The sequence below is a fragment of the Maribacter polysaccharolyticus genome, from assembly GCF_028882255.1.
Taxonomy (GTDB): domain Bacteria; phylum Bacteroidota; class Bacteroidia; order Flavobacteriales; family Flavobacteriaceae; genus Maribacter_A; species Maribacter_A polysaccharolyticus.
In genome coordinates this window covers 955,754-978,243 of record NZ_JARBUY010000001.1, presented here as the reverse complement: position 1 = coordinate 978,243, position 22,490 = coordinate 955,754, and the positions used below count along the sequence as shown (strand labels likewise).

The window sequence follows — 22,490 nt, the reverse complement described above, 5'->3', positions numbered from 1 at the left end:
CTTATTGGCGATTTTCTTCCCCAGTGCGAACGATAGGGTAGTCTAAAATTATTAGGGCCCTGGAAATAATCAGGGCAAGGGTCAAATTACATGGGATTCCGGTTCTATAGCCATTTTAAACCTAAACAAGTATGGCTTGAGTATGACCAACGATCATTATACGGGGTTGGATACCGTTGGAATAGGCGACGGCGATAACAAAAAAAGGTGGCCGTTTTTACAACGGCCACCTTTTCAACTAGACTAACTCAAACTAACAATAACAAATAATATGTTTATTATTTAATACCCAGGGTTTTGCAATAATTGATCATTTAAATTTAGCTGGGAGGTCGGTAAGGGGAATAAATAATTCTCCCTTGAAAAATTTCGTATCGATGCAGGTTGTATGGTAAGACAAACCCTTTCGCCAACCCCTGTTGTAGTCGTTTCAGCGGGGTAATTATAGGAATCGGGAGAGTATAACGCGTCATTATCCTCATAAATAGTACCTTCCAAAACAGCACCATATACCGCTTCACCCAATTCTTCCTCGGCGATTCCCCAACGTCTTAAGTCGGAATACCTAGATCCGCTCTCGGCGTAAAGTTCGATGGCCCGTTCCCTTCGGATCTCGGTTTTGATATCCATATTGTTTACGGCTAAAAAAGCATTGGAAATAGGGGGCAATCCGGCCCTGTCCTTAATCAAGTTTATAGACGCATTCATTTCCGTATCGGTTAAACTACCATTCAACTCATACAGGGCTTCGGCATACATCAAATACACTTCCGCCAAACGTATTAATGGAATGTCATACGATTCGGTCATTGTTGCCCTATAAGCATCGGTTGATCCCCAGTTCCAGCTCATGAACTTTGAGTTGAAGTAGCCATAATTGGTACCACCCGATAATTCTACGTCCCCATTCTGAGGTATCTCGCCAAGGGTTTGGTGATAAGTGAAATACGCCCGCATACGTAAATCCCTATTTGCGAACTCATCGGGGGTATTCGTATAGCCAATGAAATCACTGGATTGGTCTATAGGCAAACCATCGGTGGTGCATAAAAACAGATCCATCATTTTTCTACTGGGTTTTAACCTTCCTTCGTAAACATGGCTTACCAAGGTACCTGCTTGCCTATAGGTAAAATCATATTTACCATAAAGAATGAACTCTTTATTGGTTGCCTTGTCCAATCCGGCAGGGTTAGATCCGCTACCTTCCAAATTGAAAAGGAAATTGGAACTCAAATCATCCAACACGTCATTATAATCCCATAATTCAAAGGTACCTGAATTCATCACGGATTGCGTGAGGGAAACCACTTCCTGTAAATAAGGTGTGATGTTCGAAGCATCATAGCCTGCACTACCGGCCCCCGTACTGGTACCGTCACCATCGGTAGTGGTACCTACATATTTCATCCACGTAGCTTCATGCAATAAAACTTTTGCCTTAAAGGCCTGAGCGGCTTCCTTACTGAACTTGCCTTTGTCTTCAGAAGCGATTTCGGCTTCATAGGGTAAACCTGCTATGGCATCATCAAGGTCTTCGATGATTTGGGCGACAACTTCATATCGGCTGTTTCTTGGGGCATATAATTCTTCGGAATCCACATCCAAGGAGGAGGTTACCAAGGTAACGCCCCCAAATCGCTGTACCAAAAAGAAATACTGCCAAGCCCTATGCATTTTAGTGGCTGCTACATATTCCACGATACTCTCTTCCCCATCATAATCCTCTGCACGCTCCAATAAAAGGTTGATGTCCCGTATATATTCATACGTATCGGTGTAATAATCATCATCTACCGATGCAATGGTTTCTCCTCTACCGTATTCCTGCATATCACTTCCTTCTTCATAACCCACTAAGTCGGAGCCATGATCTGAATAAATCCCTTGATCGCCCCAGCCCATCAAGTACGGATAGAACTTATTGGATCCTGTTGCAAAGTGTTCTGCTTCGGTGTAATACACATCGTCGGTGATAGACGCAGGGGGTGTTAAGTCTATAAATTCGTCCTCACATGAGGTGAAGAATACCATGATACATGGTAATATTATATATATTATGTTTTTCATTTGTATATTTTTTAGTTTAAATATTCATATAACTTATAAAGAAACTTTTAAGCCCAATGCCCATGTACGCATGAATGGGTAGGTTGCATCATTTGTTCCTTCTTGCGCCTCGGGGTCATAACCATCCTTTACACTGGTGAACTCGAATAAATCATTTCCTGAAAAATAAATCCGCAAGTTGTTAATGGGTGTATTACCGATTTTAAGATCTTTAAAACTATAGCCCAGAACAAGGGATTTTAATCTGATGTACCTGTTGTTTTGCAACATGAAATCTTTGTTGATATAATTCCAATTAGTTACATTTCTTTGTGTAGTGGATCTTGGATATCGTGCATTGGTATTTTCCGGTGTCCACGTGGTACCTAACCAAGTTGTGGCTTGGTTTTGCCATATTTGTTGAAAAGGTGCTGAAAAGTATCCTGTTCTAAGAATACTCTGATCCATTACGCCTTGGAAAAAGGTGCTAAAATCCCAATTCTTATACTTCAAATCCAAATTGAATCCGTACGTATAATGTGGGCTGTTATCGCCATGATATGTTAAATCATCCGTGTTGATAACGCCGTCCCCATTGGAATCTATGATTTTTGTATCTCCGGGAACCAAACCTGCAGCATTACTCTGATCATATAAAATACTGTTTTCTTTCCCTCCATAGGTAGCATAGTACGCATCTACTTCGTCCTGGGTTTGGAAATAACCGTCGGTGTCATACAAATAAAAGGAGTTGATGGGTTTTCCTAAAATATTTTCATCATCGTCCACATCATTCAAACCAGCTTGGATAGATTCGGCGCCATCGTATTGCGTAAGTCTATTTCTTGAGTCGCTCATATTGGCACCCACGCTTATATCCAGATCACCGACTTTTCCATTCCATCCCAATTGAACTTCCCATCCCCTGGTTTCCAAGGTACCGGAATTGGTAACAGGAGCCCCGGTTCCGAGTAGGTCAGGGTAAACCAAGCTAACCAACATGTCCTTATTATCTTTCTCATAGAGATCTACAGAACCGAATACATGGTTATCGAATAATCTGAAATCCACACCGATTTCTTTGGTTATGATACGTTCCCAGGTCGTAGTATCACTGAACAAACTACTGGCTTTTGTGGTTACCTGTTGCCCTGCATCGGTCTGTCCAAAAACGGTAGTTCCAAAACTAACAGTGGATAAATAGCCAAAGTTGCCGAAACCGGATGTACTACCCAATTCACCGTAACCACCCCGTAATTTCAAGAAAGAAATGGTGTTGTTATCTTCAAGGAATTTTTCGGAACTGATGACCCAACCACCGGATGCACTAAAATAGTTCGACCATTTTTGACCATCCGCAAACCTGGAAGATCCATCGCGTCTACCTTGCACCTCCAATAAATATTTTTCTTTATAATTGTAATTTAAACGACCGATATAACCAAAAGCACCCCAAGTGTTTCCGCCACCTTCGGTTGTAATATTTCCATCGGTTGAACCTAAATTCAAATCATACACCCCATAGTCAACAAAACCGGTTCTTCTGGCCCTTAGTCCGTTATTTTCGTTTTTCTCAGCTTCAACGGCCAATAATCCGGATATTTTGTGATCCCCAAAAGTATTGTTGTAATTTAAAGTGGATTTGTAGTTTTTATAGACTACGTTACCGGTTTCTTCCTCAATATAGGTGTTACTTTGATCAGTAATCGTGGTAGCAAGGTTGCCGTCCCAATCATAAAGGGGGACAGACAAGGTGTATGCCTGATCTTCACTATTTTGTTTACTTATAGCGTAGGAAGCCGTTACATTTAAATGATCGGTTAACTTATAATCAAGTAAAGCGGATATTTTAAATTGTTCGTCGATTTCGTTGGTACGCCCACCATCTATAACCTGTGCAACAGCGTTTCTTCTACCTGCGATGTTCACACCCCCGAAGACAGAATAATATTGTCCATATTGGTTATATGAAGGGAATAAGGGCGCATCATAGGTTGCGGCATCCCTTGATAAGCCTCCAGTAGGCCCGGATATATGTCTGTGAAAATAAGAGACGTTGGTATTAATGCTCAATCTATCAGAAACATTGACATTATAATTCAATGAGAAATTATATCTGTCCGAAGAGTCATCAGCTATTTTTAAACCACCCACGTTTTCATCATAACCAGCAGAAATACGGAAATTACTTTTATCAGTACCCCCGGATATACTAAAGTTGTGTTGCGTGGAGAAAGAATTACCGAACATTTCATCAAATCTATTCCCTTCTGCCATCCATACTGTTCCATTGATCGCTAAATCATAATACCCTTCTTCACCGTTAGCGATTCTTTCCAATGTTTCATGGTTATCCCAAAAGAAATATCGGGGACTTTTACCAGCGACCAAATCAGCATCTACTGCTTCTAGGTATAATTGCCCATATTCTTCCATGGTGGGTGTTGGTGGGCGGATACCTATGGTTCCCATACGGGTAATCGTACTGAAATCAACCTTGATATCGCCTTTCCCTTTTTTAGTGGTCACCAAAATGACCCCACCGGCGGCACGGGAACCGTATACAGAGGCAGAGCCCCCTTTAAGTACACTGATGTTTTCAATGTCATTTGGATTCATATCGGTAAATGAGGTAGTGTTGATTGCCGGTACCCCATCAATTACAATTAGGGGATCTATTCCATTAGTGGAAGAAGCCCCTCGAATCAAGAAATTAATATTCTCGTCACCAGGTCTGGATGAATTACGGGTTATGACCAATCCCGGTGTTCTACCTTGAAGTGCCAAGGCAGGGCTACCTGTCGCGATATCCTCAAAAACTTCGGACTTTACCTGTTCAATAGAACCTGTCAAGGTTTCTTTTTTGGCGGTACCATAACCTACTACTACCACTTCGTCCAGTGCCGTAGTATCCGGTTCCAAGGTTACATCGATAACGCTTTTCGATCCCACTTGGATTTCTTGGGTCACATAACCTAAGTAAGAGAAAACCAATACGGCATCGGTTGAAGGAGCGGTGATGGTATAGTTTCCGTCAAAATCCGTTACCGTACCTGTGGTGGTCCCCTTAACGACTACGGCAACTCCTGGGAGCGCCACTCCGTCATCACTGCCCACAACTACACCCGTTACCGTTGTGCCTTGTTGAATGTTTTTGTCAATGGTTATTTCCCCTGAATTGGGAATTGTGGTTTCTGCATGCATGTATTGCATACCAAAAACCAAAACTCCCAAAATGCAGCACAGCTTCGAAAAAAGCCTCTGTTTTGATTGAATACTTAGTTTAATCATAGAATTATCATTTAAAGGTTCATAAGTTAGTTTATTTTAAAAATAACAGTGTAAAAACTGTCGATCTGACAATTGTTAAGGCAATGTTAACTAGATTTTAGGCAAAGGACTATAAATTATGATTCATTAGGTATAAATTATATGTTCTTTACGATAAATGGGTGATAAATTACAGGTAATGAAACTTCTGTCGTACTGTAATTTTTACTTCAGCGAAGGGGAGCATCAACAAAACGTATTTCCCTATTTATGGCCGGTACATTGTTTTTTACAACGTCTTGATTATAAGGATAAACACCCTTTTTGATGGGATGTAACGCATGTAAATAACTTAAAATCAATGTATTGCATAAATTCTGTTCTGATAGGGTAGGGAGAGGTGTTTTGGTGGGGTTTTGATTTTTTTTCGGGATGATGTCTTAAAGATACGCTGCGGATTTTAATGAATGGGTCGATTTTTAAGGGGCCATTTCGGAAAAAAAATCCATCACTCTGCGTTGAAGTGCATTTACAACCATAATCTTGGGGTGTAGGATGATATTTTATAGGATATGAGTGATATTTTATCTCCCCTGTGGGCTAATCTCGGTAAACTTGTATTCAAGGAAATCCATATTAAAATACATAGTAATAACCAACGGATAAACCCTTGTGATTTTATTGATTTTCTTATTTACTAATACTAACATTTCAACCTTAATGAATTCGCAAGGGTTCAAAAAAATACTTCAGATGAGAATAAGGCAACCACTAATTTTATTTGTTTCGTTATTGATTGTTTCATGTGCCACGGAAAAAAAGGAGATTATTGAATTTTCACCTACCAAGGTGTTATCCGATAATGTCAAAAAAATTAAAGCGACAGCGTCAACGGTCGAAAGCGCCGATCAATTTCCTAGAAATATTCCGGAAGGACAGACCACTTGGGAAACGGTCGATGTATACGATTGGTGTAGTGGGTTCTGGCCCGGCATTCTGTGGTATGCCTACGAAGCTTCAGGGGACGAATCGATAAAGAAGGAAGCGGAAAAATTCACCGCCCCATTAAAGACCATCGCCTATAGCCCTGCCGATAACCATGATATTGGTTTTATGGTGTACTTAAGCTATGGTCATGGGTATCGATTAACGGGGGATCCCGAATATAAACAGGTGTTGTTGTCCGCGGCCGATACCTTGGCCACACTATACAATCCGAATGTGGGCAGTATACTTTCATGGCCTTCCCAGGTAAAGAAATTCAAACACAACACCATCATCGATAATATGATGAACTTGGAGTTGCTTTTTTGGGCCGCAAAGAACGGGGGTAGTCATGACTTATACGATATAGCGGAAAGTCATGCCAATGTGACCATGAAGAATTTGGTCAGACCTGATAGTGCCATATATCATGTGGGTTCCTTTGATGAGGTTACCGGAGATTTCATAGAAGGGAAAACCCATCAGGGTTATGCCGATGAATCGATGTGGGCCAGGGGACAGACTTGGGGGATTTATGGTTTTGCCATTGCGGCTAGGGAAACGAATAGAAAAGATTTTCTGGATACTTCCATAAAGGTAGCGGACCATTTCTTGAACCGTTTGCCTGAAGATGGTATCCCATTCTGGGATTTTGATGCCCCGGATATCCCGAACGCACCAAAAGATGCCTCTGCGGCCGGGGTGGCTGCATGTGGTTTGTTGGAGTTGTCCGGTTTGGTCGAAAATGAGGAATTGAAGCAAAAATATGAAGATGCTGCCAGGCATTTGGTTACCGTACTTTCGTCCAAGGAATATTATAGTGGGGACGCCAACCAGGCATTATTGCTACATTCCACGGGGCATTATCCCAAAAATTCTGAAATAGACATTCCTATTGTTTATGCCGATTATTACTATATGGAGGCCCTATTGCGATTGAAAAAATTGGACGAAGCTGCGGATAGTCAAAACGTGGTTAAATCATAACATTTTATATGAATAAGCGCCTAACATATAATTGCATTCTTTTTATATTGCTAGGGGTATCCTCTTTGGAAGGCAAAGCACAAACCATACCGTATGCTCAAGGTAGGATCGTCATTAGCTCGGATGGTAATGAGCACGATCATGATGATTGGGCCGCAACACCTTTTTCCCTGGCGCTGCTTGCTGCGAAAGGATTACAGGATAGTCTTACCGTTTATACTTTCAGTGATCATATCTGGGGAAGTAACCACGATAAGGAGAAAGGTAAAGAAGAAATGTTGGTAAGTGCTCTCGAAGGGAAAAAAATATTCAACTTTGGGAATTCAAATTTTATTGAAGCTGTGGAGCGCCCCAAAAAGGCAATTCGTGCGATAACCGATGCGATCGATAGATCGAGCGAGAAGAGTCCGTTATATATTATTGCGGCCGGGCCAATGCATGTGGTAGGCTGTGCCATCGAAAAGGCAAAACCTTCCAAGTTGAAATTTGTTCGACTTATATCACATTCGAATTGGAATAACAACCATTCGAACAAACCCTATGATTGGGAAAACCATTCGGGATGGACATGGGATCAAATCAAAAACAAATTCGAACCCGAGGGGTTGGTTTTGGATCGAATCCTCGATCAGAATGGCGGTGAGGACTATGAGGGGATGAAAGCCCCTAAAGAATTGTTCTCTTGGATAAAGACAACACCCATCAGAAAGGAATCACTCCAAAAAGAAAAGCAGATGGATTGGTTGTATCAGCGCCAGTTGACCTGTATTAAAAAGGGGGATTTTGACGCTTCGGATGCAGGAATGGTCATCTACCTGTTGACAGGTAAGCAAAAAACGAATCCGAATGATGCCAAAGAGATCATAGCGCATCAGGTAATAAAATGATGATCCATGGTTGGCTTAAGAAAAATAGGGGTTGGTGCACACCTATCAACAATTTTTTTTGTATTTCGGTAAGTTGTTAAAGAAAAGGTCAGTAACAAACTATGGTATAAACAATTGGAAAATGCGAAAAATCAAGAATTTCATATTGCTTTTTGTTTTGGTGTTCGGTTCGGCAAATGCCCAAAATGCAGCAAATAGTACTGAAATCTCTCCGGAAGAACGAATGGAATGGTGGCAAGATGCACGTTTCGGCATGTTCATCCATTGGGGAGTGTATTCCCAAGCCGGGGGGGAGTGGAATGGGGAAACGAACCATGCCGAATGGTTACAGTTTACCGCGAAAATTCCCCTTCAGGAATATAAGGCATACGCCAAGACTTTCAATCCGGTAAAATTCGATGCCAAAGAATGGGTGTCCATTGCTAAAAATGCCGGAATGAAATATATTGTGGTCACTTCAAAACACCATGACGGGTTTGCCATGTACAATTCCCAAGTAAATGACCATAACATCATCAAAGGGGCTTCTTTTCAAAGGGACCCACTTAAAGAATTGGCCGAGGAGTGTAAAAAACAGGGCTTGCGCTTTTGCGTGTATTATTCCTTGGGTCGGGATTGGGAAGATCCGGATTGCCCTACCGGGTATGCCGGTAACATCGCATGGAGAAGTAATCTTATCGATTATCCTATTGAAAAAGACAAGAAGCTACAACGATATTTGGATAGAAAGGCCATACCTCAAATAAAGGAATTATTGACCGACTATGGGGATATAGGCGTGATGTGGTTCGATACCTATGAATTGGTAAGTAAACAACAAGGCCAGAAAATCGTGGATATAATCCGGGAATTACAGCCTAAATGTATCATCAATAGCAGGGTAGGTCCCTGTTTGGGCGATTATACCGTTAATGAGCAGGAAGTGCCTGAAGGGGCCTCGATAAAACCTTGGGAAAGCTGTATGACCATGAATAATCATTGGGGGTACAATAAAGCGGATAATGATTGGCGAACCAGTGAAGAATTGATACATCATTTAATCGATATCGCCAGTAAAGGAGGGAATTTTTTACTGAATGTAGGGCCTACCGGCGAGGGGGTTATCCCTGCCGAATCGGTCGAAAGACTTAAGGCCGTTGGGGATTGGATCAACGTCAATGGGGAAGCCATTTATGGTACTACTTTCAGTCCCTTTGGAAAATTCGATTGGGGACGTTGTACCCAAAGGGTCGAAAACGGAAATACCGTACTTTATTTATCGGTGTTCGACTGGCCCACCGATGGGGAATTGACCGTTCCGGGATTACAGAATAAGGTATTGAAATACAGTTTGTTGGATTCCGATGAAAAGATCGCTGTGAAAGCTTTGGATCATGGGGTGGTCCTTAAACTACCCCGTAAGGCTCCCGATGCCATTGCAAGCGTGATTAAATTGGAGGTTGATGGAGTTATAAGTGGGCAATTCTTGGAATAATTCAAATTTGGAAAATGGGATTGATGGTTACAAAGTTAAAAAACATATATAGTCGTAAAATAGTACTTAAAGTCCTAATTATTGCCTTGCTGATCAACGTCGGTTGTGGGGATAAACGCCATGATGGGGCTGCCAACAATGCGGAGGGAAAACAAATGACCGATGAGGAACGAATGGCATGGTGGCAAGAAGCCCGTTTCGGGATGTTCATCCATTGGGGTATTTATTCCGTTCCCGCAGGTTTTTACAATGGGGAAGCCCAGACCAATAGTGCGGAGTGGATCATGAATAAGGGCAGGATTCCCATTGCGGAATATGAAAAATTTGCGGCCCGATTCAATCCGGAAAAATTCAATGCCAAAGAATTCGTGGCCTTGGCCAAGGAAGCGGGGATGAAATATATGGTCATTACCGCAAAACACCACGATGGTTTTTCCATGTTCGGTTCTAAAAGCAGCAAATACAACATCGTGGATGCCACACCCTATAAACGCGATGTGTTGAAAGACTTGGCAAAAGCCTGCCAAGAAGAAGGGATACGATTCGGTTTTTATTATTCACAGGCCCAAGATTGGCATCACCCAGGGGGTATGGGGAACAATTGGGATTCTACAATCACTAGGGTGAGTAGCGATCAATACGTGTATGAGAAAGCGCTTCCCGAAGTGAAGCAACTTTTGACCGAATATGGCCCTATTGCCATTTTTTGGTGGGATACCCCCAGGAAAATGACCAAAGCCGTAGTCGATAGCCTTTATCATATTACCACGGCATTACAACCGGCCATTATCACTAACGATCGTTTGGGTGAGGATTATCCAGGCGATCACAAGACCTTTGAAAGGCAGGGTCCCAGATTCAAGCCTGAAGCGGATTATTGGGAACTTTGCCAACCCATCAGCGGTAGTTGGGGATATCGTAGTGATGATGATAATTTTAAACCCATACCCACACTGATTCGAAACCTCATAGACCAAAGCAGTAAAGGAGGTAACTATTTATTGAATGTGAGTCCGACTTCGGAAGGCACGTTGAGACCTGAAGCGATTAATCGATTGAAGGCCATAGGCTCTTGGATCGATAAAAACGGGGAAGCCATTTACGGTACACAAGCCAGTCCCGTTACCCAACCCGAATGGGGACGAATAACCATGAAGACCGTTGATGGTAAGGGGATTTTGTATCTTCACGTCTATGATTGGAAAGCGGGTGTCTCATTACCGATCCGACTTAAAAATAAGGTTGCGGAATGTTATTTGCTCACTGATAAGGGCAGGACGTTCAAAACCACCGATTTTGAAGACGGAATCCAAGTTGCCTTGACAGGACAAGCACCGGATAGTGTGGCATCGGTTATCGTTTTAAAATTAACCGATCTTCCCGATGCGTTGCCGCAAAAACCATTGGGGCAAGATAGTGAAGGTGTGGCTGATTTACCGGCGTATAGGGCACAATACGAGAATCTCCAAGGACCGGGGGCGCAATACAACGAACATTTGGATTGCATTGAGAGTTGGGATAGTGAAACGGCCAGGGTGTATTGGGGAGTTGGTATTGACAAACCGGGTAGGTATACGTTGGTGGCCTCATATTCCGGAAAAGAGGATACCGAAGTAACGGTTTTAGTGAACGGGGAATCCAGGAACATTGAAATTCGGGCAACAGGAAGTAACCCAAAACGGTTTAAAAATACCGAATTGGGTACGTTCCGTCTTAATAAAGCAGGTACCTATGAGGTGTCGCTAATGCCGGTGGCCGGCCATTGGAAGCCCATAAACTTGCGTGGGATTAAAATCCAACCCGCTAAATAGGAAAAAGAGTATTTAAGAATGAGGTATTTCGTTTATTGTTTTATCGGATTTATCGTCTCGTGCAATGCGCAGAATGCCCTATATGATAATTTTGGAAAAGCCCCCATGAATGGCGGACTCCAAATGGAAGATTATTGGGTTTGGGGGAGTTCTGTGATTAAAGGGGACGACGGTATCTACCATATGTACGCCTCCCGTTGGCCAAAATGGCTGCCTTTTCATCCGGGTTGGATGGTCGCTTCAGAGATTGTTCATGCCACCTCGGATGTTCCTGAAGGACCTTATAAATTCCGAGATGTGGCCCTAGGGGCCAGAGGAGCACAATTTTGGGACGGAAGGTCTTGCCATAACCCTAAAATCGTAAAATATAAAGGCGTTTATATTCTTTATTATATGGGGTCTACGCACCCTTTTGAGGATGTGGCGGAAAATAATGTCGATGAATTCACTTTGGATAGTAAATGGTGTATAGCAGGCCGCTGGGGAAAGCGTGTTGGAATGGCTACTTCCAATAGTCCGTACGGCCCATGGAAACGTTTGGATGCACCTATATTGGATGTTGGTCCGAATACGTTCTATAGTTTTTTAACTTCAAATCCGTCTCCCTTGATTAAGGAAGATGGCTCGGTGGTTTTACTCTTTAAGGGACGAAGCTATCAGGAAGATGGTATAAAACATAGTGATATGGGTATTGGTGTAGCCACGGCCCCCAGATATGATGGAAGGTATTCCGTTGTAAAAAATGAACCCTTGTTCTCAATGGAACGTTTTGGGGAAATCGAGGATCCACACCTTTGGAGCGATGATTCGGGGTATCATATGATCGCAAAAGACCAACGGGGTAAAATTACCGGGGGGCAGGGCGATGGACTTTTGGCACATTCCAAAAACGGTATCGATTGGGTCATAGACGAAAATCCGAAAGCCTATACGAAAACAATTCAGTGGGATAATGGTGAAACCCTACGCCAAGGACAATTGGAACGCCCTTTTGTCTTGGTTGAAAATGGGCGTCCCACCCATATATTCTTTGCAACCATGGATGGGCCGGGTGGATTCGGTAATGGTACAAAAACATGGAACATGGTAGTTCCTTTAAAATAGAAAGAAGTTAATCAAATAACAACCAACAAACGATAGAATAAAATGAACAAGAAAATAATATTATGGTCCATTACTGCTGCCCTTGCAGGGTTTTTATTCGGATTTGATGTAGTCGTAATTTCGGGTGCCGACAAAAAATTACAGGCCTTATGGGAGTCCACGGATGCCTTCCACGGTTGGGTGGTCATGGGAATGGCCCTCTGGGGAACGGTATTAGGCGCCATTTTTGGCGGAATACCCACGAACAAATACGGACGTAAGAACACGCTGATCGTCATAGGGATACTATTTGCGGTATCCGCACTGGGGTCAGGGCTTTCGACAGGACCATGGATGTTTGCGATCTTTCGTTTTATCGGAGGTGTAGGGGTCGGGGCATCGACCATTGCGGCACCGGCATATATTTCGGAAATCGCCCCGGCCAAAAACAGGGGCCGATTGGTAGCGATGTACCAATTCAATATCGTTTTTGGGATAATGATCGCATTTTTATCCAATTACCTATTGAGTGGCATTGGGGAAAATGACTGGCGTTGGATGGTAGGGGTAGAAGCCATTCCCGCTGTTCTTTATATTCTTTTTGCCCTTAAAGTCCCTAAAAGCCCCCGTTGGTTGTACGCAAAGCACAAAATTGAGGAGGCTAAAAAAGTCCTGGCGATCATCAATCCGGATGTGCCCGTAGAGGAGCAATTAAAGGCTTTTACCAGTGAAAAGGAAGAACCGGACACTACGGAGACCATATTTATTAAAAAGTATAGGTTCCCCCTGACATTAGCTTTTTTGATCGCATTTTTCAATCAATTTTCAGGGATCAATGCCTTTTTATATTACGCCCCAAGGATCTTTGAAGAAGCCGGTCTTGGAGAAAGTACCGCTTTATTGAGTAGTGTTGGGATCGGCGTTACCAATCTTATCTTTACGCTGTTAGGTGTATTCCTGATCGACAGGTTGGGAAGAAAAACATTGATGTATATAGGTTCTGTAGGGTATATCATTTCCTTAAGCTTGGTTTCTGCCGCCTTCTTTTTGGGTTGGTCGGGGATGGCGGTTCCTATATTCTTGTTTTTGTTCATTGCGGCCCATGCTGTTGGTCAAGGTGCCGTGATATGGGTGTTCATTTCGGAAATATTCCCGAATCATTTAAGGGCATCAGGACAGTCTTTCGGGAGTTCCACCCATTGGATCTTGGCTGCGCTCATTCCCTCTTTGATTCCGTTCTTGTTCAATCACCCCATGATCGGCCCCGGAGTTGTATTCCTGTGTTTTGCCATTATGATGGTACTGCAACTATTGTTCGTGGCCTTTATGATGCCGGAAACCAAAGGGAAGACCTTGGAGGAGTTGGAAAAAATCATCTTGAAGGGATCTAAATAAAACCATATAAATGTCAGTAAAAAGCGTCATAGGTTTCATCTTGTTTTTGGCTACTTCGGCATTTGCCCATGCCGCCAAGGTCGACACCCTTGTGGTCCATAGTTCGGTGATGGACAAGGCCATAAAGAATGTGGTGATTACCCCCGATTCCTATTCGGAAAAAGGAAAGGCCTTTTCGGTAATCTACCTTTTACACGGAGCGGGTGGGGACCATAAGGATTGGCTGAAGAAAGCCCCGGAAATAAAAACCTATGCTGATTTCTACGATGTGATCATCGTTTGTCCCGATGGATATAAGACAAGCTGGTATTTTGATAGTCCGGTCGATCCAACAATGCAATATGAGACCTATATTTCGAAAGAGCTCATTTCAGCAATGGATACTTCGTACAATACAAAGGCCAATAGGGAAAATAGGGCAATAACAGGATTGAGTATGGGAGGTCATGGGGCACTCTATTTGGCTTTTAAACATACTGATATTTGGGGCGCTGCCGCCAGTATGAGCGGAGGGGTCGATATCCGACCATTTCCTTTGCGGTGGGATATTGCTGAAAGATTAGGTGCCTACGCCGAACATCCCGGGAATTGGGAAAGCAATACCGTAATGAATCTCGTGCATTTATTAAACGGTAAAAACCTGAAATTCCTGTTCGATTGTGGAGTCGACGATTTCTTTTACGATGCCAATAAAAGGCTTCACAGGAAATTATTGGAACGAAACATTCCCCATGATTATATAGAGCGCCCAGGAGGGCATACCAAGGCATATTGGAGAAATTCCATCAAGTATCAAATGTTATTTTTCAATGATTTTTTTAAAGCGAATACATATGAAACCCAGATTGATTAGGTTTTTTTTACTACTGACGGTTATTGCGAGTGTATCTTGTAAGCCAAATGGTGCATCTTCAAAAAAAGAGGAACAACCCAAAAAGGAAACGATTGCAAAGCAACCGAACATCGTGGTGTTGTTATGCGACGATTTGGGGTATGGCGATCTGTCGTCTTTTGGTCACCCAATTATTAAAACAGAGAATTTGGATAAACTGGCCGCATCGGGGATCAGGCTGACGAATTTCTATTCTACGGCACCGGTTTGTTCCCCTTCAAGGGTAGGGTTGCTTACGGGGAGGAGTCCGAATAAGGCAGGGGTCTACGACTTTATCCCCGGACTTAAAAAAAGCGAGGACAATAGGGATTTAGTGCATCTTCAAGCTTATGAGGAAACGATTCCGGCCATGTTGAAAACTGTGGGATACTCGACGTGTTTAGTGGGTAAATGGCATTGTTCATCAAGGTTCAATTCCGACAGGCAGCCACAGCCCAATGATTTTGGCTTTGACCATTGGATGGCTACCCATAACAATGCGGCACCGAGTCATAAAAACCCCAAGAATTTTGTGCGAAATGGGCAAGAGGTCGGTGAGATTGAAGGGTTCAGTAGTCAAATTGTGGTCAATGAAGCGATTCAATGGTTACAAAAGAAAGAAGGGGATAATCCGTTTTTTCTGGAAGTTGCCTTTCATGAACCCCATGAACCCATTGCATCTCCCGAGGATTTGGTGGAAAAATATATGCCCTATGCCGAAACCCGGGAACAGGCGGAATATTTTGCGAACGTGGAAAATGTGGATAAGGCCGTAGGCCGATTGATAGCTTATTTGGAAAAAAACCATAGTGGTAATACGCTGATTGTCTTTAGTTCGGACAATGGTCCGGAAACCCTTTTAAGATATGGTGAAAAAGCCAAACATTCTTACGGATCTCCCGGTGAGTTGAAGGGAATGAAATTATGGACGAATGAAGCCGGGTTCAGGGTGCCGGGAATTATAAGTTGGGTAGGGGAAAACAAGGTTTCCGGAACAAAGGATGCCGTAGTATCGGCCTTGGATTTTTTACCAACATTTGCGGAATTATCAGGGGCCAAGTTGCCCAATAGGGAATTGGATGGCGAATCCTTTAAATCCCTTTTGGATACTGGGGAGTTTGCACGCAGTACACCTTTGATCTGGGCTTTTTATGATGCGATCAATGAACGTAGGGTAGCCATGCGAAAAGGGGATTGGAAAATCATGGGACGCTTGGAAGTCGACAATAACACCTTACCCCATATCCATAATTTATACGATGGGAATGAGGCTCTTGTGAAAAGTGCCAAGCTTACGGACTTTGTCCTATTCAATCTAAAGGAAGATATCAACGAATCCGAGGATTTGTCGGTAAAGGAGGCTGCGGTTTTTGAAAGCATGAAGAAAGAGTTTGAAATGCGATATAAGGAATTATTGGAGGATAGCCATATTTGGGTCCGAAACGAAGAGCAATAAGCCATTTTGAACCATGAAAAAAACGGTACTGTTTGTTATTTGGAGTTTGTTTTTGGGGAAGATGGCCTTTGCCCAATTTGTTTTTATGGGGAACATAGAAAGGGAACATCCACGGTTGATATCCTCCAAAACGAACAAAGAAAACATCCTAAAGGCCATCGATGGTTCTGAGGAAATAAAACAATCGTACCGTACTTTTAAAGGTAAAATTGCCAAATACGTAACCCAATATAAATCCGACCCCGAGTGGTTGTCATCGCGTTTTCAAATGTATTGGAAATCCCACGCTACCAATGTATATGTAGATGGGGAGTATTATTCACATGAAGACGGGCAAGCACCGGTGCCCACGGTAAGGTTTACAGGTCAGCGCGATTATGTGACGGATTATAAAACCCCTAAGTTAGAAGATGTAAAACCATATTGGGAAGATAAAAAAGGAATATACCTGCAAAATAAAAATTCCGGTAAATGGGAATGGGTACATCCTTCCAAAACCGGTAGGGTCATAGAAAATATCAATGAAAAGATCATGGGTATTGCCCGTGATGCCGCCTTGATTTATTTTATTGAAGGTGATGTTGATTATGCAAGGTTGGCCACACATCTCTTCGATGTTTATATGAAAGGCCTGTATTATAGGAATGAGCCCATCGACCTCCAAAATGGCAATATCCAAAATGTGATCGGTCTGACTTCCTTTCAGGTCATCAAAGAAAATATCGTTGATGAACTCGCTGAATGTTACGATTTTTTATATGGGTATCTGCAAAAGAACAAGCAGGAGGAATTGCCCATTTATTTGGAGTCCCTAAAAAAGCTGGCCGAAATAATCATAAAAAATGGTGTGCCCGACAATAACTGGAATTTACACCAAGCCAATAAAGTAATTACCATTGCCTTGGTATTGGATGAAGATGAAATGTACTCCGATGGCAAAGGGTGTCAGTATTATTTAAATCGCGTTTTTAACGATTCGGAACCGCGACAATGGTCGGTCAATGATGTTTTGGCTTATGGCTATGATCAGGAAAACGGTATATGGAATGAAAGCTCTGGGTATGCACTAAGTGTTGCGGAAGGGTTTACCCATCTGGCGGGTGTGATCCAAGATGCTTTGGCAATGGATATAATGCCCCAAATGCCTATCATTCCGAAAGCCGTGGAGGTAATGCCCCAATATTTGTTTCCAAACAAACATATTGTCGCTTTTGGCGATTCGCACTATGGTGAATTGAAATCCCAGCCGTTTTTGGATCTGATCGATAACGCCCAAAAATTCGGTAAAAGGGCCCAAGAGGAAAAATTTACGAGCCTTATTTACATGTTGCGGCAAAAAGAGCGATCAGTACGACCGGGGAAACCTAAAAATGTTTTTAAAGAATTGCTCTACCCGACCAATGTCAATCTAGATCCAGGTATTGGGGCGGCCAACCTATCCGATCAAACCACAGCCGCGTTTTACGCACCTAACGTGAGTTGGTTGGTTATGCGTAACGGAATGGATGTCAATAACGGATTGATGGTGTCTCAGGTAGGTGCATTGGGCAACCATACCCACTCCAACGGAATTGCCATGGAACTTTACGGCAAAGGTTATGTATTGGCCCCTGAAGGGGGAAGGGGTTCCAGTTACTTCCGACCCGATTACCGTGAGTATTATTCGCAGTTTCCGGCCCATAACACGGTTACCGTAAACGGAAAATCGCAGTACAACAAAATGCGAAGCTATTATCCTTTTGAGGTCAATGCGTTATATCCTGCCTCTGAAAGAAAAACGGGGTACTATCCACATATTGCCTTTTCGGATATTTATTTTCACGAGCCAAGTACCGATGCCGATCAAAACCGGGTAATGGGCATTGTACGAACAGGAGAAACTTCCGGGTTTTATATCGATATTTTCAGGTCGAAGACCAAAGTTGGGAATGCCGATTATCACGATTATTTCTATCATAATTTGGGGCAGGACCTGCAATTTGCCACCACCGATGATCAACCTTTGGAACTGGAAACTTCATCAAAACTGAATTCAAATTCGGGGAATATCAAGGCCTACGATTATTTGTATGATGAAACATCGGTACAAACAGCAACTGCGTTTAAGGCTACCTACGGGTTATCCATCAATGATGGCATTATTCAAATGAATATGTGGATGAACGGACAAGAAAACCGTGAGCTGTTCAAGGTAAAAGCACCACATTCCGAAGCCTTTAGGAATATATTGCCGGAAAAAATAGAAAAAGCGCCCTTATTGACCACGGTTGTAAGACAATATGGGGAAGCTTGGAATAAACCATTTGTGGCGGTTTACGAGCCGTCGTCATCGGAAGAACCATCCACTATCAAATCTGTAAAAACGTTTAAGACGGACGATTCGGAATCTAGTTTTGTAGGGCTGCAAATCGATAGTAAAAACAATAGAACCGATCATATCTTCTCATCGGAGGTGTACAATGCCTACACGCATCAAAACATCGGTTTTACAGGGACTTTTGGACTGTTGACCAAAGAAGCCCATGGAGCGACACTTTTTATTGGGGCAGGTAAAAAAATGGATTACAATGGTTATACCATTGAAATTTTAGGAAAAAAATCAAGTGCCGCTACTTTGGTTATCGGCAGACAATTCAAATTAACCTGTAACGATCCCATTTTATTGACCGTACCCGATAGTTATAAAAAAAGGGACGTGGTTTTACATATTGGTTTTAAACAAATAAAAGGCGAACGGGAAAAAGTCAATGGTAAGAATGTGGTACGGTTCAAAGTGCCACCAACGGAATTTCAAAACATTTCAATCAAACTTAAAGCGTAATATAATGGGTCTTATTTTAAAACAATATCATATTCTAGCCGTTCTTTTCTTGTTGCTTATTAGCAGTTGTAAACAGAAAGAATTTATAGAATTATCATCACCCGATGACTCAAAAAAAATCGTGTTTTTGGATGATGAAAATGCGAACAGCATTACTTTTTCGGTGTATTATGATAATAAGCAGGTCATTCAAACCTCAGTTTTGGAATTGCTTTCGGAAGACCTTGATTTTTCCGGGAAAATTTCCGTCATAGGTATGGAAAATACCTCGGAAAATACGACTTGGAATTCCAGGTTCAATGCGTTGAGTACCATACCAAACCATTACAATCAAACAAAAATATATTTAACGCAGGGCGAGACGAAACTGAATATCATTGCAAGGGCTTATAATGAAGGGGTTGCTTTTGCCTATGAAATCCCAGAACAAAATACGATAAAGGAAATAGGTTTAAGTGAAAACATCCATTATAATTTTTCGGAGGATTACCCCGTTTGGTCTACCCCGAAACGTGAAAAAGGAGTACTTACCGCACAAGGGGAATACCGGAAAATACCTATGACAGAGTTACAGGAAGGAGCAGAACGTCCACTGCTGATTGAGATGGGTGATAGTGTTAAAATTGCCTTGGCGGAAGCACGATTGGTCGATTATGCCCGATTGGGTTTCAACAAAGGTAATTCATCGAAATACAGTATAGTGTCCTCCCTTGATGGTAAAACAAGCCGACAAAAACAAGACACCATTACCGGAGCTGTAATAGCCGACAGTAAAATTGAAGGGGCCAAGGTGCACAAAAAGCTACCTTTCCAATCCCCATGGCGTGTGGTCATGATGGGAAGTAGTTATGGCGAACTATTAGAGAACAATTACATTGTTCAAAATTTAAATCCTCCTTCGGAAATTGAAGATGAATCTTGGATAACCCCTGGAAAGGTACTTCGTGAAGGCACCTTAACAACTCAAGGTGGATTCGCGGCCATCGATTTTGTAGCGAGCCATAATATGCAATATGTGCATTTTGATGCCGGTTGGTATGGCAACGAAATGGACGATGCCTCCGATGCTACTACGGTTACCTTAGATCCCAAACGTTCTAAAGGTCCTTTTGATATTGAGGCCATTTGCGCGTATGCCAAAGAAAAAGGCATTAAGGTCATGCTGTACGTTAACCGTAGGGCTTTGGAAAAACAGTTGGACGAGATATTGCCATTGTTTAAAGAATGGGGCGTTTCCGGAATTAAATATGGTTTTGTACGGGTTGGGGACCAAGATGCCACTACCTGGATGCATGAAGCCATAAAAAAAGCGGCTGATTACAAAATGGTTGTAGATGTGCACGATGAATACCGGCCTACGGGCTTTTCTAGAACTTACCCTAATTTATTGACACAAGAAGGTATTCGTGGCGATGAGGAAACCGTGCCGAACGAACATACTTTGATCACCATGTTCACGAGGATGTTGGCAGGCGCCGCCGATAATACGGTGTGTTATTACAACAAAAGAGTGGATAAAATGGGTTCCCATGCCTCTCAATTGGCGAAAACGGTTTGCATTTTCAGTCCATTACAGTTTTTATACTGGTACGACAAAGCTCCGGCAGCCCCCATAAAAGACGATGCACTTTGGGGCAACACCAATACCATTGGAAATGAGCCTGAGTTGGAATTTTTCAATAATGTCCCAACCACATGGGACGAGACCAAAGTGTTACAAGCAGAAATTGGAGCACTGGGGGTTATTGCCCGTAGAAAAGGCAACGATTGGTTTATTGGAGGCATTAACGGTCCCATGGCACGCCAAGTGGAAATCGATTTTTCTTTTTTAGTGCCAGGGACTAAGTATATAGCCAAGGTATATACCGATGATGAGACTGTTGAAACCAGAACTCAGGTTAGAATCGAGGAGATGGAAGTAACAAACGAGTCAAAATTAAATTTAGATGTGAAAAGCAATAATGGATTTACTATGCACATAAAGGAAATAGAATAACAAGATGTTAAAGTTTAAAATTTTTATACCCGTATTGTTGAGTTCATTTGCTTTGTTTTCCCAAGCAAATATAGAAGTACACGTACTTAAATTATCTGGAGAACTATCAAACGGAGACCTTCCTATTCAACAATTAGATATAAACAAGGAATTAAATGTTGAAAAACCAAGTAAAATACGTTTGTATCCAAACATAGAGTTTCAAACAATTGAGGGTGTTGGTGGTGCTTTTAACGAGATCGGAGGAGAGGCTTTAATGTCTTTGCCTAAAACGTTGCAGACCGAAGTAATGTTTAATCTGTTCGGTAAAGATAAGGCAGGGTTTTCTTATTGTAGAACTGCAGTTGGAGCTAGTGATTTTGGGATAGATGCTTATAGTTATTCCGAAGTTCCAGAGGATTATACTATGAAACATTTTTCTATCAAAAGAGAGAAAAAAACAGTAATTACATACATTCAAAAAGCCATTGAAATAAATCCGGATTTAAAAATATTTGCTTCTCCATGGAGCCCTCCTGCTTGGATGAAATATTCTGGTGCTATGGATGGAGGGAATGAGTTTCCGGAAAAGAATCAACTAAGGGACGATCCTAAAATTTATCAAGCTTATGCGTTGTATTTTTCAAAATACATAGAAGCTTATGCGAAAAAGGGAATTACAGTAGATCGTTTGGTAATTCAGAATGAAACGGATGCCAATACCAAATATCCTTCTAATGATATGTCGGTTACTCAAATGAGTTCGTTTGTGAAAAATTATTTACGGCCACAGTTTACACAGGATGAAATTGATACGGAAATCTGGGCTGGGACCTTTAGAACCCATGGTCGTTTGGATGCTGTGGAATTGGCCGCTAACAAAGAATACCGAAAGCTGTTTGATGGTATTGGAATTCAATACACAAGTGGAGTTTACATTCAACAAACTCAAGACCTATTCCCAGAGGTAAAGTTAATGCATACAGAGGGTGTTTGTTATGATGGAAAAAATACTTGGGATCAAGCCTCGAGAAGGTTAAAAGAAATTGCTGGTTACATAAACAGAGGCGTTCCAAATTATTGTTACTGGAATATCATTTTAAATGAAACAACAGAAAGTGGTTGGGGTTGGAAACAAAACTCGTTAATAAATATTGATCGTGAAGAAAAAGAAGTTACCTACAATCCAGACTATGCCGTAATTGCCTTTGTGAGTAAATATTTAGTAAAAGGAGCTAAGAGAATAGCCAATTTCTCACGAGATGACTTAATTTCTTTAAAGTACAACAATCAAATAATTGTGTTGGTTCAAAACGATGGAAGGACTCCTAAGGCATATGAATATCAATTAGAAGATGAGGAAGGGCAACAGTTTGAAATCCCTGCAAAATCATTGGCTGCAATTGTAATAAAAAAATAAATCCAGT

General features: G+C 42.0%; 13 protein-coding genes. 11 read left to right on the top strand and 2 right to left on the bottom strand.

The features are described from left to right. Window positions 1-282: 282 nt before the first annotated feature. Both PHU20_RS04065 and PHU20_RS04060 read right to left on the bottom strand, forming a co-directional pair. Window positions 283-2,070: a RagB/SusD family nutrient uptake outer membrane protein gene (locus PHU20_RS04065; RefSeq protein WP_274824064.1), complete on the bottom strand. Its 1,788-nt coding sequence runs from the start codon at window positions 2,068-2,070 to the stop codon at window positions 283-285. Window positions 2,071-2,103: 33 nt separating this feature from the next. Next, the gene (locus tag PHU20_RS04060; protein ID WP_274824063.1) at window positions 2,104-5,340 is read right to left on the bottom strand and encodes a SusC/RagA family TonB-linked outer membrane protein; all 3,237 of its coding nucleotides are present in this window, start codon (window positions 5,338-5,340) and stop codon (window positions 2,104-2,106) included. Between the two features lie 732 nt (window positions 5,341-6,072). Here PHU20_RS04060 and PHU20_RS04055 point away from each other — a divergent pair. From PHU20_RS04055 to PHU20_RS04005, 11 genes are all read left to right on the top strand, one after another. After that, window positions 6,073-7,290 (top strand): glycoside hydrolase family 88 protein, encoded by a 1,218-nt coding sequence (locus tag PHU20_RS04055; protein WP_274824062.1) that lies wholly within the window; start codon window positions 6,073-6,075, stop codon window positions 7,288-7,290. Between the two features lie 8 nt (window positions 7,291-7,298). After that, on the top strand, window positions 7,299-8,177 hold the full coding sequence (locus PHU20_RS04050) for a hypothetical protein (RefSeq protein WP_274824061.1): 879 nt from the start codon (window positions 7,299-7,301) through the stop codon (window positions 8,175-8,177). A gap of 121 nt (window positions 8,178-8,298) precedes the next feature. After that, window positions 8,299-9,651, top strand: coding sequence for an alpha-L-fucosidase (locus PHU20_RS04045; RefSeq protein WP_274824060.1), 1,353 nt, complete (start codon window positions 8,299-8,301; stop codon window positions 9,649-9,651). A 23-nt stretch (window positions 9,652-9,674) separates the two neighbouring features. Beyond that, on the top strand, window positions 9,675-11,462 hold the full coding sequence (locus PHU20_RS04040) for an alpha-L-fucosidase (protein ID WP_274824059.1): 1,788 nt from the start codon (window positions 9,675-9,677) through the stop codon (window positions 11,460-11,462). An 18-nt stretch (window positions 11,463-11,480) separates the two neighbouring features. Further along, window positions 11,481-12,566, top strand: a complete 1,086-nt coding sequence (locus tag PHU20_RS04035) for a glycoside hydrolase family protein (RefSeq protein ID WP_274824058.1) — start codon at window positions 11,481-11,483, stop codon at window positions 12,564-12,566. A 42-nt stretch (window positions 12,567-12,608) separates the two neighbouring features. Beyond that, window positions 12,609-13,940, top strand: a complete 1,332-nt coding sequence (locus tag PHU20_RS04030) for a sugar porter family MFS transporter (RefSeq protein ID WP_274824057.1) — start codon at window positions 12,609-12,611, stop codon at window positions 13,938-13,940. 10 nt (window positions 13,941-13,950) lie between these two features. Continuing rightward, a complete protein-coding gene (locus PHU20_RS04025; protein ID WP_274824056.1) occupies window positions 13,951-14,793 on the top strand; it encodes an alpha/beta hydrolase in 843 nt (280 codons plus the stop codon). Further along, window positions 14,774-16,267 (top strand): sulfatase family protein, encoded by a 1,494-nt coding sequence (locus PHU20_RS04020; RefSeq protein WP_274824055.1) that lies wholly within the window; start codon window positions 14,774-14,776, stop codon window positions 16,265-16,267. Before PHU20_RS04025 ends, PHU20_RS04020 begins: the two co-directional genes overlap by 20 nt. A 13-nt stretch (window positions 16,268-16,280) precedes the next feature. Then, window positions 16,281-19,088, top strand: coding sequence for an endo-acting ulvan lysase-like protein (locus PHU20_RS04015; protein ID WP_274824054.1), 2,808 nt, complete (start codon window positions 16,281-16,283; stop codon window positions 19,086-19,088). A 4-nt stretch (window positions 19,089-19,092) separates the two neighbouring features. After that, a complete protein-coding gene (locus PHU20_RS04010) occupies window positions 19,093-21,084 on the top strand; it encodes a glycoside hydrolase family 97 protein (protein WP_274824053.1) in 1,992 nt (663 codons plus the stop codon). 4 nt (window positions 21,085-21,088) lie between these two features. After that, window positions 21,089-22,483 (top strand): glycoside hydrolase family 30 protein, encoded by a 1,395-nt coding sequence (locus PHU20_RS04005; protein WP_274824052.1) that lies wholly within the window; start codon window positions 21,089-21,091, stop codon window positions 22,481-22,483. Window positions 22,484-22,490: the final 7 nt, after the last annotated feature.

Bases quoted from the DNA above. Each gene is read 5' to 3' on its own strand.
- PHU20_RS04065 (WP_274824064.1), bottom strand. From the start codon at position 2,070: ATGAAAAACATAATATATATAATATTACCATGTATCATGGTATTCTTC.
- PHU20_RS04060 (WP_274824063.1), bottom strand. From the start codon at position 5,340: ATGATTAAACTAAGTATTCAATCAAAACAGAGGCTTTTTTCGAAGCTG.
- PHU20_RS04055 (WP_274824062.1), top strand. From the start codon at position 6,073: ATGAGAATAAGGCAACCACTAATTTTATTTGTTTCGTTATTGATTGTT.
- PHU20_RS04050 (WP_274824061.1), top strand. From the start codon at position 7,299: ATGAATAAGCGCCTAACATATAATTGCATTCTTTTTATATTGCTAGGG.
- PHU20_RS04045 (WP_274824060.1), top strand. From the start codon at position 8,299: ATGCGAAAAATCAAGAATTTCATATTGCTTTTTGTTTTGGTGTTCGGT.
- PHU20_RS04040 (WP_274824059.1), top strand. From the start codon at position 9,675: ATGGTTACAAAGTTAAAAAACATATATAGTCGTAAAATAGTACTTAAA.
- PHU20_RS04035 (WP_274824058.1), top strand. From the start codon at position 11,481: ATGAGGTATTTCGTTTATTGTTTTATCGGATTTATCGTCTCGTGCAAT.
- PHU20_RS04030 (WP_274824057.1), top strand. From the start codon at position 12,609: ATGAACAAGAAAATAATATTATGGTCCATTACTGCTGCCCTTGCAGGG.
- PHU20_RS04025 (WP_274824056.1), top strand. From the start codon at position 13,951: ATGTCAGTAAAAAGCGTCATAGGTTTCATCTTGTTTTTGGCTACTTCG.
- PHU20_RS04020 (WP_274824055.1), top strand. From the start codon at position 14,774: ATGAAACCCAGATTGATTAGGTTTTTTTTACTACTGACGGTTATTGCG.
- PHU20_RS04015 (WP_274824054.1), top strand. From the start codon at position 16,281: ATGAAAAAAACGGTACTGTTTGTTATTTGGAGTTTGTTTTTGGGGAAG.
- PHU20_RS04010 (WP_274824053.1), top strand. From the start codon at position 19,093: ATGGGTCTTATTTTAAAACAATATCATATTCTAGCCGTTCTTTTCTTG.
- PHU20_RS04005 (WP_274824052.1), top strand. From the start codon at position 21,089: ATGTTAAAGTTTAAAATTTTTATACCCGTATTGTTGAGTTCATTTGCT.